Source organism: Pseudoduganella sp. HUAS MS19 (genome assembly GCF_053615455.1).
In genome coordinates this window covers 1,603,089-1,617,184 of the sequence record NZ_CM132133.1, presented here as the reverse complement: position 1 = coordinate 1,617,184, position 14,096 = coordinate 1,603,089, and the positions used below count along the sequence as shown (strand labels likewise).

Genomic DNA, 14,096 nt, shown 5'->3' with positions numbered 1-14,096 from the left:
AATTAGGATATGGCTACTGCGGGCACCGCAAAAGAACAGGTTTTCACGTGGGAAGGCAAGGATAAGACTGGCAAGACCGTGCGCGGCGAAATGCGCGCCGGCGGCGAGGCCGTGGTCAATGTGACCCTGCGCCGCCAGGGCATCATGGTCACCAAGATCAAGAAGAAGGTCTACCGTTCGGGCAAGAAGGTGACCGAAAAAGATCTGACCCTGTTTACCCGCCAGCTGGCAACCATGATGAAGGCCGGCGTGCCGCTGCTGCAAGCCTTCGACATCGTCGGCAAGGGCCACGCCAACCCTTCGGTATCGAAGCTGGTGCTGGACCTGCGCGCCGATATCGAGACCGGTACCAGCCTTAACATGGCATTTCGTAAGTACCCGCTGTATTTCGACCCGCTGTTCTGCAACCTGGTGGCAGCCGGCGAGCAGGCAGGTATCCTGGAAGACCTGCTGACCCGCCTGGCGATCTACAAGGAAAAGACGCTGGCCATCAAAGCCAAGATCAAGTCGGCCCTCACCTATCCGATCGCCGTTCTGGCGGTGGCATTCATCGTGACCTCCGTCATCATGATCTGGGTGGTGCCGGCCTTTAAAGAGGTGTTCTCCAGTTTCGGCGCCGACTTGCCTGCACCGACCCTGTTCGTGATGGCGATTTCGGAGTATTTTGTCAAGTACTGGTACCTCATATTCGGCACGCTGGGCGCCGGCCTGTATTTCTTCTTCCAGAGCTGGAAGCGTTCTGAGAAGATGAAGGCCTCGATGGACCGCCTGCTGCTGAAAGTGCCGGTGTTTGGCGACGTCATCCGCAAAGCCACTGTGGCGCGCTGGACCCGTACCCTGTCCACCATGTTCGCCGCCGGCGTGCCGCTGGTGGAATCGCTGGATTCGGTGGGTGGCGCGGCCGGCAACAGCGTCTACATGGAAGCGACCAAGAAGATCCAGACCGAAGTCAGCACCGGTACCAGCCTGACCGTGGCCATGCAGAACTCGGATGTCTTCCCAAGCATGGTGACCCAGATGGTGGCCATCGGCGAAGAATCCGGCGCCCTCGACTCGATGCTTGGCAAAGTGGCCGACTTCTACGAGGAAGAAGTCGATGAGGCGGTAGCACAGCTTTCCAGCCTGATGGAACCGATGATCATGGTGATCCTGGGCGTGGTGATCGGCGGTCTGGTGGTTGCAATGTACCTGCCAATCTTCAAACTCGGTTCGGTGGTGTAATCAGCATGCAAGACGTATTCATGCTGTTCTCGCCGCCGGCGACGCTGGCCGCCGCCGTGGTGGCCGGCATCCTTGGCCTGTTGATCGGCAGTTTCCTGAACGTGGTGATCCACCGCGTGCCGATCATGATGCAGCGCGAAGTTGACAGCGTATGCGCCTGCGAGCGCGACGAACCTGAGCCGCACCCGGAGCGTTACAACCTGGTGGTGCCGCGTTCGTCCTGCCCGCATTGCGGCCACCAGATCACGGCACTGGAAAACATTCCGGTCATCAGCTGGCTGGTGCTGCGCGGTAAGTGCAGCGCCTGCAAGGCACCGATTTCGGCACGCTATCCGGCCATCGAAACACTGAGCGCCCTGCTGTCGGCAGGCCTGGTATGGCACTTCGGCTTCGGCTGGGCCGGCATGGCCGCCCTGGTATTCGGCTGGCTCCTGATTGCGATGACTTTCATCGACCTCGATACCCAGTTGCTGCCGGACGACCTGACCTACCCGCTGTTGTGGCTGGGCCTGCTGGTCAACGTGCAAGGCCTGTTCGTGCCGCTGCAGGACGCGGTGCTGGGCGCAGCCGCCGGCTACATGGCGCTGTGGACCGTGTACTGGGTCTTCAAGCTGGTGCGTGGCAAGGAAGGCATGGGCTACGGCGACTTCAAGCTGCTGGCTGCCCTTGGCGCCTGGATGGGCTGGCAGATGCTGCCGGTGATCATCCTCCTGTCCTCGGTGGTCGGCGCGCTGGTCGGCATCGGCATCATCGTCGCTTCGCGCATGGGCTTCGACCACAAGATTCCTTTCGGCCCTTACCTGGCCGGCGCCGGCCTGGCGGCCCTGCTGTGCGGCCAGCAACTCACCGGCATCCTGTACGGAGCACCGGGCTGACATGCCGGCGCGATTCGTGGTCGGCCTGACAGGCGGCATCGGCAGCGGTAAAAGCCTGATCGCCAATATGTTTGCCGACCGCGGCGCCAGCATCGTCGACACCGACCAGATTGCCCACTCCCTCACCGGGCCCAATGGCGCCGCCATGCCCGACATCCTGGCCGAATTCGGCCCCCACATGGCCGACAGCCAGGGCGCGATGGACCGCGCCAAGATGCGCGAGCTGGTGTTTCGCGAACCACCTGCCAAGCGCCGGCTGGAAGCCATCCTCCACCCTATGATCCGCGACGCCACCCTGGCCGCCGCCGCCGATGCCAGCGGCGACTATGTGATGCTGGCGATTCCCCTGCTGGTCGAATCCGGCGCCTGGAAGCAGCGCGTCAACCGCGTACTGGTGATCGACTGCCCCGAAGAGATCCAGGTGGCGCGCGTGATGGCGCGCAACGGCCTGGCGGAAGACCAGGTAAGGGCCATCATGGCGACCCAGGTGCCGCGCGCAGTACGCCTCGCAGCCGCCGATGATGTCATAGACAATAGCGGCCGCATCGAAGCCTTAACCCCTCAAGTAGACCGTTTGCATGGTTTTTATCAGCAATATTTGTAATTTTGCTTCGCATAGTTCAGAATCACGAGATTATTAATAGGTCTTCCACACGAGGGATGCTTTGATCGTTTACGAATATCCTTTCAATGAGCGCATCCGCACCTTGCTGCGCCTGGAGGATCTATACGAGAAATTCAAGTTCTTCGTGCATCAGGAACACCCGATGCAGCATCATGTCGCACTGGCCACCATCTTCGACATGCTGGAAGTGGCCGGGCGCGCCGACCTGAAATCCGACCTGCTGCAGGAACTCGAGCGCCAGCGCCAGAGCCTGCTAGGCTACCGCTCCAACCCGAACGTCCAAGCCGAGATGCTGGACGCCATTCTCTCTGAACTTGACAGCGTTTCGAGCGCCCTGGTGGCCTCGCAAGGCAAGACCGGCCAGAACGTGCGCGACAATGAATGGCTGATGAGCATTCGCGGCCGCACCATCATCCCTGGCGGCGCCTGCGAATTCGACTTGCCATCCTACTACGCCTGGCAAAAACAGCCGGCCGAGAAACGCTTCAACGATATCGTCACCTGGTTCAACCCGCTGGCGCCGCTGTTCGATGCCCTGGCCCTGGTGCTGCGCCTGCTGCGCGACTCCGGTGCACCGGTGAAGATGATCGCCAATGCCGGAAGTTACCAGCAGATGCTGCAAGGCAAGGTCTACCAGATGTTGCGCCTGTCGGTCGACGAGTCGCTGGGGGCGATTCCCGAGATTTCGGCCAACAAATATATGCTGTGGGTGCGCTTCACTTCCCAGGGCGGCGACCTGAAACCCAAGCCGCTGGAAGAAGATGTACCATTCGAGCTCACCCTCTGTAATTTCTAAGCACCATGCCTACTGTCGTTGAATGCCCCACCTGCCATGCCAAGGTAGAGTGGACGGAAGCCAATAAATACCGCCCTTTTTGCAGCGAGCGCTGCAAGATGATCGACCTTGGCGCCTGGGCCGAGGAAAAGTACACCATTCCCGGCTCCGCCCCTACCGATCCCCTCGACGAAGACAAGCAATAAGAAAGTCGGGGTCAGGTCCGGCAATCGGACAAAAGGCAAGCCTTTTGTCCGATTGCCGGACCTGACCCCGACTTTCAATATCGTACTAGGTCAAGCCACTCCAGCAAGGGGATGGTGGCTGGCAGCAGCGGTTCAACACCTACTGTTCCTTGCCATGCAAAAGCCTGGCCTTCCAGGCTTTGCGGCTCACCGCTCCATTCACGGCTGATGAAGAAATGCAGCCGCACGTGGGCGTGCGGGTAGACATGCTCGACGCCGCACCATTCTTCCGCACTCTGGATCTGGATGCCCAGTTCCTCGACGAATTCACGCTTGAGCGCTTCGAGGATGGTTTCGCCCGGGTCGACCTTCCCGCCCGGGAATTCCCAGTAGCCCGCATAGGGCTTGCCTTCAGGGCGCTGTCCAAGCAGGACATCGCCATTGGGCTGCATCAGGATGCCGACTGCGACATCGATCGGGCGCGCTGTCATTTCAGCCTCCCCGCGTAATCGCGTGCAAACTGCCAGGCCACGCGGCCAGAACGCGAGCCGCGCTGCAGCGCCCATTGCAGGGCTTCGGCGCGGGCATCGGCGATCTGCGGCACGCTGCAGCCGAAGGCAGCCAGCCAGTGCGCAACGATACCGAGGTAGTCGTCCTGCTTGAACGGGTAGAACGACAGCCACAGGCCAAAGCGCTCCGACAGCGAAATTTTTTCTTCCACCGTTTCGCCCGGATGCAGGTCGCCGTCCTCGTCATGTTTGTACGTGGCGTTGTCCGACATACGCTCTGGCATCAGGTGACGGCGGTTGGAGGTGGCGTAAATGAGCACATTGTCGATCACCGCCGACACCGAGCCATCGAGCGCCACTTTCAGCGCCTTGTAGCCGCTCTCCCCTTCTTCGAACGACAAGTCGTCGCAAAACACCACGAAGTGCTCGGGGCGGCCGGCAACCAGGTCCATGATATCGGGCAGGTCATGCAGGTCAGCCTTGTCGACTTCGATCAGGCGCAGGCCTTGCGGCGCGAACGCAGCCAGGCAAGCCTTGATCAGGGAAGACTTGCCGGTGCCGCGCGCACCGGTCAGCAGCACGTTGTTGGCGGGCTTGCCTTCCACGAACTGGCGCGTGTTCTGCTCGATCTGCGCCTTCTGGCGGCCGATATGCTGCAAGTCGTCGAACGCGATTTGCGCCGGGCGCGGCACCGGCTGCAGGTAGCCGCCATGGCCCCGCTTGCGCCAGCGGAAGGCGGTGGAAGCCTGCCAGTCCGGCTTGACGGCCGCCGGCGGCAGGATCGCTTCCACGCGCGCCAGCAAAGCCTCGGCGCGCTTGAGGAATTGGTCGAGTTGGTTCGACATCCGCTCAGGAACGGTAGTCGGCGTTGATCGACACGTAGTCGTGCGAAAGGTCGCAGGTGTAGATGGTGGAAGCGGCGGTGCCGCGCGCCAGCTTCACGCGCACGGTGATTTCGCTTTGCTTCATCACGCGCTGGCCGTCTTCCTCCTTGTAGTCGGGATTACGGCCGCCATCCTTGGCCACCCATACGTCGTCCAGGTAAAGGTTGATCTTGCTGACGTCCAGGTCATCCACGCCGGCGTAGCCGATGGCAGCCAGGATGCGGCCCAGGTTAGGGTCGGAAGCGAAGAAGGCGGTCTTCACCAGCGGCGAGTGGCCGATCGAGTAGGCAATCTTGCGGCATTCGGCGGTGTCCTTGCCGTCTTCCACGGTGATGGTCATGAACTTGGTGGCTCCTTCGCCGTCGCGCACGATGGCCTGCGCCAGGAATACCGACAGCTCGGTCACAGCAGCAGCCAGCGCCTTGTATTCGGGCGAATCGACGGAGTCGACCACCAGGGTGCCGGCGCCGGTGGCAACCAGCATGAAGGAATCGTTGGTCGACGTATCGCCGTCGATGGTGATGCAGTTGAAGGACTTGTCGGCCGCCTCCTTGACCAGCACGTCCAGCACCGGCTGCGACACCTTGGCGTCGAACGCCAGGTAGCCCAGCATGGTGGCCATGTTCGGCTTGATCATGCCGGCACCTTTCGAGATGCCGGTCATGGTGACCTTGTGGCCGGCAATATCGACGGTGCGCGAACCCGCTTTCGGCTGGGTATCGGTAGTCATGATGGCTTCGGCAGCATTGAACCAGTTGTCCAGCTTCAGGTTCTGGATGGCCTGCGGCAGGCCGGCCACGATTTTTTCGACCGGCAGCGGCTCCAGGATCACGCCGGTGGAAAACGGCAGGATCTGCTGCGCATCGCAACCGAGCTCCTTGGCCAGGGCGGCGCAGGTGGCGCGCGCATTGGCCAGGCCGGATTCGCCGGTGCCGGCGTTGGCATTGCCGGTGTTGATCATCAGTGCGCGGATCGGCTTGCCGCCATGGTTCACGGCCGCCAGGTTTTCCTTGGAAATCTGCACCGGCGCGGCGCAGAAGCGGTTCAGCGTGAAAACGCCGGACACGGTGGCGCCATCGGCCAGTTTCAGGACCAGCACGTCCTTGCGGCCCGGCTTCTTGATACCGGCTTCGGCATAGCCAAGCTCGATACCGGCAACCGGCTTCAGGTCAGCGGCGACAGGGATGGGGGAATTGACGGCCATGGTTTTCTTCTCAATCTTGGTAGGGAACGAAGTAGTTATTTTAAACGCACGCGCATTCCGGCGCGCAGTGCAATATCGCCAATCAAAGAACGCAAAAAACCCACAATTTCTAGAAGCTGCTCTCTATTTGTGCAGGTTCCAATTCAATTTGGTGCAATTTTAGTTTATTCTAGGAAACTGCCATAAACAAAATGGCACGACTTTGGTGCGCTGCACTATCAATAAAATAACACTCGATCGGATCACTTTCATGAAGAAACAGCTTCTCGCCGCCGCCATGCTGGCTGCTACCGGCATGATGGCTCAGGCCGGCACCCTGGGCGACGGCAACCTGAGTATCAGTGGCTTTGGCACCCTGGGTGTAGCCAAGACCAACTCCGATGACGCAAAATTCGCACGCTACAACCAGGCTGCCGGCACCGGCGACTCGCCGCGCATCGGCCTGGACAGCAACCTGGGCCTGCAAGCCACCTACGCCTTCAACGACCGCCTGTCGGCCACCGTGCAGGTGCTGACCCGCAAGAACACCAGCCCGCAGTTCACCACCGACCTGACCTGGGGCTTCCTGAAGTACAAACTGAATGACGAGATCAATGTGCGCCTGGGCCGCGTGGTGCTGCCAGCCTTCCTGATCTCGGACTACCAGAACGTCGGCTACGCCAACACCATGATGCGCCCGCCGATCGAAATGTACGGCCAGGCCCCGATCGAAAACATGGACGGCGCTGACGTCAACTGGCAACACGCCTTCGGCGACACCAACGTCACCGTGCAAGCTTTCGGCGGCGTCAGCCGCGGTAAGCTGTACATCCCGACCGGCGGCGGTTCCGTTGCCAAGCACCAGTCGCCCGTCTTCGGCGCCGCCGTGACTGCGGAATACGGCCCATTCACCGCCCGCCTGGCGCACGCCCGCGCCAAGATCGAAGTCAACAACCTGGCGCCGATCAATGCCCTGACTTCCGGACTGGCTGCCACCGGCGTTCCTGCTGCCATCCAGCTCGCCAACGACCTGACCCTGAAGGGCGGCAAGAAGATGAGCTTCACCGAAATCGGCTTGACGATGGACTGGAAGAACATCGTGCTGCAAGCCGAATACGCCCAGCGCCGTGCCCACGAGCCGGTCTACATCCCGGAAACCAATTCCGGCTACATCATGGCCGGTTACCGCTTCGGCAAAGTGCTGCCTTACTACGCCCATGCCTATTACAAGGACGCCGGTACTTCCGTGAGCGTGCCAAGCGTGCCTGCAGCCCACCCGCTGGCAGCGACCTTCGGCGCCGTGCGCGGCCTGCTGGCATCGCCTGAGCAGAAGTCCGACCTGATCGGCATGCGCTGGGACTTCGCCAAGTCGCTGGCCCTGAAAGTGCAGATCGACCATGTCAAGCCACAGGCCAAGGGCGGTTCCCTGATCCTGCCTAGCGGCGTGATGACCTACAACAAGAGCGTCAACGTCTATGCCGCCGGCATCGACTTCGTCTTCTAAGGAGCCATGGCCATGAACAAAATCCTGACCGCCCTGCTCGCTACAGCCCTGGCTGCCGCAGCCCTGCCGGCATCGGCCGAAATCGTCGTGATCGTCAACAAAGACAATCCGGCTTCGCGCATGTTCTCGGAACAGGCGTCGCAATTCTTCCTCGGCAAATCCGCCATGTTCACGCCGGTGGACCAGGCTGAGGGCTCCAAGATCCGCTCCGACTTCTACCAGAAAGTCGCGGAAAAAGACCCGGCCCAGGTGAAGGCCATCTGGTCCAAGCTGGTCTTTACCGGCAAGGCCACGCCGCCAAAGGAATTCAAGTCCAATGCCGAGGTGAAGAAGGCCGTGGCGGACGATCCGAAAGCCATCGGCTACATCGATAAATCGGCTGTGGACGACAGCGTCAAGGTCATCCTGACCCTGCCATAAGCCGAAACCGGTTACTGCGCCTGCTACGCGCCAACGCCGCCCAGCAACAGCCGGGCGGCGTTTTTTTTAGATCTCGGCAACTTTCACTAACGAAGGGATACAATGCCGCGATATCTAATCAATAAAAATGTCCACCTTGGGGTCGCTTTGAAATTTTCGCTGCGCGCGAAATTCCTGCTGCTGAGCGCTTTTGTCCAGGCCGTGGTGGTGGCCCTGCTAATCGGTAACAGCTTGCGCCTGATGAGCAATGCGGTCAGCCGCAACGCCGACCGCGTGGCTCACGAATACGCGGTCAACCTCAACCTCACCCTGACGCCCTATGCCAGCAGCGGCCGGCTGGGCGAACTACGCAGCTACTGGTCGGAAATGCTGTCCGACCCGCGCGACAGCTTCCTGCGCTATATCGTGATCCTCGACGCTGCCGGCGAGACGGTGCTGGAAGCGGGCGCGCGCCCGGACTTCATGCCGGAAGCGCTGCGCCAGGCGCAACTGGGCGGCGGCGTGCGCACTGCCGTCGACGGCAAGCTGTTGCACGCGCAGGCGCCCCTGCTGCTGCAAGATAACCAGGTGGGCATGCTGCATTTCGGCCTGTCCACCGTCGACTTGGTGAGCGCGCGCGACGACGTGCTGCACCAGGGCGGCCTGATCGCCCTGCTCGGCTTTGCGCTGGCCCTGCTGCTGTTCTACGCCATGACGCGCGGCGTCGGCAAACGGCTTGGCGCCCTGGCGCGCCACTCGGCAACGCTGGCGCAAGGCCAGTTCAGCCAGTTGCCCGAAAGCGGTGGCGACGAACTGGAAGTCGTGACCCATTCGCTTAACCTGATGAGCGCAGCCCTGCGCGAACGCATCGCCCAGCTCGAAGAATCGCAGCGCCGCTTGCGCGAGTCGGAAGAACGTTTCCGCACCCTGTTCGACATGACACCGCTGCCGCTGTCGGTGTCCGACCTGGAAGGCCGCATCATCGGCGCCAACCAGGCGCTGGTGCGCACTTTCGGCACCCCGCTGGCCGAGCTGATCGGGCGGCGCTCGGATGAAGTGACGTTCTGGGCCTCGGCGGACGAACGGCAACGCATCTGGCACGAATTCCGCCTGCATGGCGTGGTGCGGGGCGAGATGGCCGCTGTGCTGCTGCCGAATGGCGCGCCGGGACAGGTGGCGATCTGGTCTTCGTCGCTGCTGCTGGACGGCAGGCACGCCATCATCTGGGCCTTGCTCGACCTCACTCAGGAGATGCAGGCCAAGCAGCAGCTGCGCGAATTGAACGATGCGCTGGAGTCACGCGTACGCGAACGTTCCGCCGCCCTGGAACAAGCCAATCGCGACCTGTCGCACGCACTGGAGACCCTGCAGCGCACACAGCACGACCTCATCGCATCTGAAAAGATGGCATCACTCGGCTCACTGGTGGCGGGCATCGCGCACGAACTGAATACGCCGATCGGCAATAGCCTGCTGGCCTCCACCGCACTGGACGAGCGGGTGAAGGAATTCAAGCAGTCAGTCGCCGACGGCACGGTCCGACGTTCAACGCTGAATCACCACCTGGAAGAGGTGCAGCTCGCATGCGGCCTGATTTCGAGCTCGCTGGAAAAGGCAGCTTCCCTGATCGCGTCGTTCAAGCAGATTGCAGTCGACCAGACCAACGACCAGCGCCGCCGCTTCAGCCTGCATTCCGTCGCGTTTGACACCGCCGCCACCTATGCCCCGCGCCTGCGCCGCAGCGCTATCAGCATGGAAGTTGACGTTCCGCCTGAGCTGTTGCTGGACTCCTACCCTGGCAGTCTTTACCAGACCTTCAATAACCTGATCAATAACGCCCTGATGCACGCCTTCGAAGGTCGCAACAGCGGCCATTTGTGGCTGAGTGCCCGCGCCGCTGAAATGGGTAACATCGAGATCGCATTCCGTGACAACGGCGCGGGCATGACGGACGAAGTCAAGCGTCATATCTTCGACCCGTTCTTCACCACCAAAATGGGCAACGGCGGGACGGGGCTGGGGATGAACATCGTCTACAACATTGTCACCGGTGTGATGGGCGGCCGTATCATAATCGACTCCGCACCGGGCCAAGGCACGACGATACGCATGATCGTTCCGCTTCGCTCGCCCCAGCGCGTGTAGGCCGGCCGCTTCCGCATGAACTGTGCATTGCAATGAAATAGCTGCAATCCCTTTCTCGCCATCCCGCGCTAGAATAACAACTTGGCATCATCGGAAGGCCAGCTCGCCGTTTCGTTGCCAAATTGGCCAAGGGTCAACGGTGGCGCATGCCAATCGACTACCGTGCGATTGCCGTCATTTCAATTAACCTGCAGCAAACCTCCTGGACATCGCAATGCCAGTAGCACGTCTTCTCATCGTCGAGGATGAACCACATATCGCCAAACTGCTGTGCCAGTTCTTGAGCGGCGAAGGCTTCGAAACCTCGGCTGTATCCACTGGCGAGCTTGCCTTGTCCCACAGTCGAGTCACCCCGCCTGACCTGATCATACTCGACCTATTACTCCCTGGAATGGACGGCGTGGCAACTTGCCAAGCCTTGCGGGAATTCTACGCAAAACCTGTGCTCATGCTCACTGCCCAAGAGGGGGATATGCACGAAGTCATCGCGCTCAACGCTGGCGTAGACGATTTCGTCCAGAAGCCGATCCGCCCTCATGTCCTGAAAGCCCGCATCCATGCCTTATTGCGGCGCCATACGCCGATGCCGACTTCGCTATTGATTGCAGGAATGCGCATCGATCGCGAGAGCCGCCGTATATTGTTCAATGAGCAAACGATTGACCTGACCGAATCGGAGTTCGAGCTATTGTGGGCTTTAGCCAGCCGGGCCGGCGAAGTGGTAACGCGAGATGTCTTGTTCCAGCACTTGCGCTGCCGCGATTATGACGGACTTGATCGCTCCATTGACATGCGCGTGTCCAAGTTGCGCAAGAAGCTAGCCATCTACTCCGACCGCGAGTTCATCCGCACGTTACGGCAAATCGGCTACATCTTCGTCCTGAGCTAGGCCATGAAGCGCCTTTTCCTGCAGGTTTATATTCTCATTATGGGGAGCATCTTGGTTGTGTTGGTGGCCAATGATTACCTCAATGGCATCTACTATAAGCGGGAAGTTGAAGATGAGTACCTGAAGAAGGCAACAATGCTGACGCAGGCCATTCAGCGCGACATCGCCTTGGGCAGCAGCGAATACGACACGATTGCCTGGTGGCGCACACGGCTGCGCGACAACGAAATGGACCTGTCGCTGATCAAGCTCGAAGGAAGGGCAGTACAGCCCCATCTTCGAAAAGTTGCCATCACAGAAGCCAGCGATCAGCTGGAAGTCGTGATTCCGTTCGATGCCGCCCGTGCCATCAAATTCACGGTCGATGACCACGCCGAACCTGGCGCAATGTGGACTTACTATGGCGGCTACGCATTCCTCTACCTGTTGCTTGCGGGGATGATCTATGCGCTGACTTATCGCCTGTACCGGCACATCGAAGTGGTCCGTGAGCAAGCGCAGCGCGTTGCCGGCGGAGACTATGATTGGGCACCCAGTCCTCCTCCCACCAAGGCTTTTGCAGAACTCCATGACGATCTTCTCAGCATGACGAGGGCGCTGGCGGAGAAGACGCAGGAGAACCACCTGCTCACTGCTGCGATTCATCATGAGCTGCGCACACCGCTGACCCGCCTTCGCCTGGCGCTGGACATTGCCCTGCAATCAGGACAAAAGCAGCAAGTCGATGAGCTGATGCACGAAATGGATGACGCGCTCACGGCCTTGACGCACTTAATGAACGATATCCTGACGCTTTCACGGCTGCGCCTCGCCCAGCAAGCGCCGCCACGCGAGCCGATCGCGCTGCATGGCCTGATCGATCAATGTATCTGCAGGCTCGCCAATGACCATATCCAGGCAACGCTGGCCCCGTGCCAGGTATTTGCCAACCGGGCGCTATTGGAGCGCGCACTCAGCAACCTGCTGGACAACGCCTGCAAATACGCACGGGAGCGCGTAGCAGTGGTGCTAACAGTCACCGGTGCGGATATTGAACTCGAGATCAGCGACGACGGTCCAGGCATCCCGGAAGCGTTGCGCAGCATGGTCTTGCACCCCTTCGTTCGCCTCGACAAACATCGCAATCGCAGCGTGGGCGGATCTGGACTTGGTTTGGCGATTGCCGATCTGGCACTGAAAGACAGCGGTGCAACATGGGCGATCAGCGACAGCCGATGGGGCGGAACATCGATCCGCGTGTGGTGGCAACAGAACGGTGACATTAGCTGACAATTCGATAGCCGCGGTGACGGACATCGGCAGGATTGCACCCTAAACTTATGCTCAGCTAACTCGACAGAGCGCCAACGAGCATCCCGAGCCTGGCACCGTTCGATGGCCTGGGACGATGCAGCCCTCTTCCCGTTAGCCACCTTTCCGCAACTCGTTTCCGACTTTTGAATATGAATAGAAGAGAATTTCTAACTATCGCCGGCGCCATTGGCCTGGTCGGCTGCGGCGGCGCCGACTCCGGAAACAGCAACGGGACTGCATCCGCGCCGGGTCCTGGCGCTGTTACACCTGCCGAGTCATTGCCCATTATCGTGCTTGGCGCAGGAATGGCCGGCCTGGCCGCCGCCAGCAAACTCGTAAGCGCAGGCAAGAAGGTTGTTGTACTCGAAGCCCGTGCCCGAACAGGTGGCAGGCTGCATACGTCGCACCTCTGGAAAGATGCCCCCATGGATTTGGGAGCAACCTGGATTCATGGCGATGATGCAGCTAACCCGATAACCGAGCTCGCACGAAAGGCCGGTGCACGCACCACGACAACCAGTTTCAGCAGGGATCGTGCTTACGGCAGCGACGGACATTTGTTGTCCGCTGCCGAGAACGAGCGCATCGCGACGCTCAGGACCGAGATCCGTCAGTCGATCAGCAAGTTTCAGGACGCCAGTTCCGATCTGCCCCTGTCGGATGCCATCTACAGCGGCACCAATTACCAGAACCGGACAGCCAGCGAACGAGACAGCATCGACTATCTGATCAACACCACCTACGAGCACGAGTACAGTGGCGCGGCAACCGACCTCTCAGGCCTGTGGTTCGACAGTGACAGCAGATTCGAGGGCGGCGAGCGGCTCTTCCTTGATGGCTATGGTGTCCTCATCGATTACCTGGCGAAAGGCATCGATGTCCGCCTGGAACATGTAGTAAGCGCTGTGAGCTATGGCGATGGCACCGTTACGATCACCACCAATAAGGGGCGATTCGTGGGCGCCGGCGCGGTGATCACATTGCCGCTCGGCGTGTTGCAGTCGGGCCAAGTGCAATTCGAGCCGCAGCTCCCTGCGCAAAAGCTGCAAGCGATTGCAAAGCTAGGCATGGGGGTGCTGAACAAATGCTTCCTGCACTTCCCCGCGCCATTCTGGGACACCGACTCCGACTGGATCAATTACATCCCAGCCGGCGCAAAGAATGGGCAATGGGCGGAATGGGTCAGCCTGAGCCGAACGACTGGAAAGCCAATTCTGCTCGGATTCAATGCTGCAAAGTTCGGTGCGCAGATCGAATCCTGGAGTGACCAGGAGATTGTCAGCGACGCCATGCGGACATTGACTATCATATTTGGAAAAAACATTCCGAATCCTCTCGGATGGCAGATTTCCAGGTGGGGTTCCGATCCGTACGCAAAGGGAGCCTATTCCTACAACAAGGTCGGCTCAACGCCGTCCATGCGGGATGACTTGGCAAGCAAAGTCGGACAACAGCTTTATTTCGCAGGCGAGGCCACTGAAAGGAAGTATTACCAGACAGTGCATGGCGCGTTTCTTTCCGGCCTGCGCGCCGCTGACGAAATACTTGCCGCAAAAGTCTAGCAGCAGATCGTTGGTGAAATGGTGGAACAGTTCATGAACTGCTCCGC

General features: G+C 60.3%; 14 protein-coding genes. 11 read left to right on the top strand and 3 right to left on the bottom strand.

What is annotated here, in order from left to right; genetic code table 11:
- Positions 1–9: 9 nt before the first annotated feature.
- The 5 genes from ACWBU6_RS07560 to yacG all read left to right on the top strand — a co-directional run bounded on the left by ACWBU6_RS07560 (position 10) and on the right by yacG (position 3,702).
- The gene (locus tag ACWBU6_RS07560; RefSeq protein WP_452648203.1) at positions 10–1,221 is read left to right on the top strand and encodes a type II secretion system F family protein; all 1,212 of its coding nucleotides are present in this window, start codon (positions 10–12) and stop codon (positions 1,219–1,221) included.
- A 5-nt stretch (positions 1,222–1,226) separates the two neighbouring features.
- Positions 1,227–2,096 carry a prepilin peptidase gene (locus ACWBU6_RS07555; protein ID WP_452648202.1) on the top strand — a complete coding sequence of 290 codons (870 nt, stop codon included), beginning with the start codon at positions 1,227–1,229 and terminating at the stop codon, positions 2,094–2,096.
- Between the two features lies 1 nt (position 2,097).
- The gene (coaE, locus tag ACWBU6_RS07550) at positions 2,098–2,700 is read left to right on the top strand and encodes a dephospho-CoA kinase (protein ID WP_452648201.1); all 603 of its coding nucleotides are present in this window, start codon (positions 2,098–2,100) and stop codon (positions 2,698–2,700) included.
- Positions 2,701–2,761: 61 nt separating this feature from the next.
- Positions 2,762–3,517 carry a cell division protein ZapD gene (gene zapD / locus ACWBU6_RS07545; RefSeq protein ID WP_452648200.1) on the top strand — a complete coding sequence of 252 codons (756 nt, stop codon included), beginning with the start codon at positions 2,762–2,764 and terminating at the stop codon, positions 3,515–3,517.
- 5 nt (positions 3,518–3,522) lie between these two features.
- The gene (yacG, locus tag ACWBU6_RS07540) at positions 3,523–3,702 is read left to right on the top strand and encodes a DNA gyrase inhibitor YacG (protein WP_452648199.1); all 180 of its coding nucleotides are present in this window, start codon (positions 3,523–3,525) and stop codon (positions 3,700–3,702) included.
- Positions 3,703–3,776: 74 nt separating this feature from the next.
- Here yacG and mutT read toward each other — a convergent pair whose 3' ends face one another.
- From mutT to argJ, 3 genes are read right to left on the bottom strand one after another with little or no spacing between them, the layout of a single operon-like run.
- Positions 3,777–4,172 (bottom strand): 8-oxo-dGTP diphosphatase MutT, encoded by a 396-nt coding sequence (mutT, locus tag ACWBU6_RS07535; protein WP_452648198.1) that lies wholly within the window; start codon positions 4,170–4,172, stop codon positions 3,777–3,779.
- Positions 4,169–5,035, bottom strand: coding sequence for an ATP-binding protein (locus ACWBU6_RS07530; protein ID WP_452648197.1), 867 nt, complete (start codon positions 5,033–5,035; stop codon positions 4,169–4,171). Before ACWBU6_RS07530 ends, mutT begins: the two co-directional genes overlap by 4 nt.
- A 4-nt stretch (positions 5,036–5,039) precedes the next feature.
- Positions 5,040–6,278 carry a bifunctional glutamate N-acetyltransferase/amino-acid acetyltransferase ArgJ gene (gene argJ / locus ACWBU6_RS07525; RefSeq protein WP_452648196.1) on the bottom strand — a complete coding sequence of 413 codons (1,239 nt, stop codon included), beginning with the start codon at positions 6,276–6,278 and terminating at the stop codon, positions 5,040–5,042.
- Positions 6,279–6,528: 250 nt separating this feature from the next.
- On the opposite strand from argJ, the gene ACWBU6_RS07520 reads away from it, so the two are divergent.
- The 6 genes from ACWBU6_RS07520 to ACWBU6_RS07495 all read left to right on the top strand — a co-directional run bounded on the left by ACWBU6_RS07520 (position 6,529) and on the right by ACWBU6_RS07495 (position 14,049).
- Entirely contained in the window at positions 6,529–7,761 is a 1,233-nt protein-coding gene (locus ACWBU6_RS07520; RefSeq protein ID WP_452648195.1) for a porin, read from the top strand.
- A 12-nt stretch (positions 7,762–7,773) separates the two neighbouring features.
- A complete protein-coding gene (locus ACWBU6_RS07515; protein ID WP_452648194.1) occupies positions 7,774–8,181 on the top strand; it encodes a hypothetical protein in 408 nt (135 codons plus the stop codon).
- A 147-nt stretch (positions 8,182–8,328) separates the two neighbouring features.
- On the top strand, positions 8,329–10,305 hold the full coding sequence (locus ACWBU6_RS07510) for an ATP-binding protein (protein ID WP_452648193.1): 1,977 nt from the start codon (positions 8,329–8,331) through the stop codon (positions 10,303–10,305).
- A 214-nt stretch (positions 10,306–10,519) separates the two neighbouring features.
- Positions 10,520–11,194 (top strand): response regulator transcription factor, encoded by a 675-nt coding sequence (locus ACWBU6_RS07505; protein ID WP_452648192.1) that lies wholly within the window; start codon positions 10,520–10,522, stop codon positions 11,192–11,194.
- 3 nt (positions 11,195–11,197) lie between these two features.
- Positions 11,198–12,463: a sensor histidine kinase gene (locus ACWBU6_RS07500; protein WP_452648191.1), complete on the top strand. Its 1,266-nt coding sequence runs from the start codon at positions 11,198–11,200 to the stop codon at positions 12,461–12,463.
- 173 nt (positions 12,464–12,636) lie between these two features.
- Positions 12,637–14,049: a flavin monoamine oxidase family protein gene (locus tag ACWBU6_RS07495; protein WP_452648190.1), complete on the top strand. Its 1,413-nt coding sequence runs from the start codon at positions 12,637–12,639 to the stop codon at positions 14,047–14,049.
- Positions 14,050–14,096: the final 47 nt, after the last annotated feature.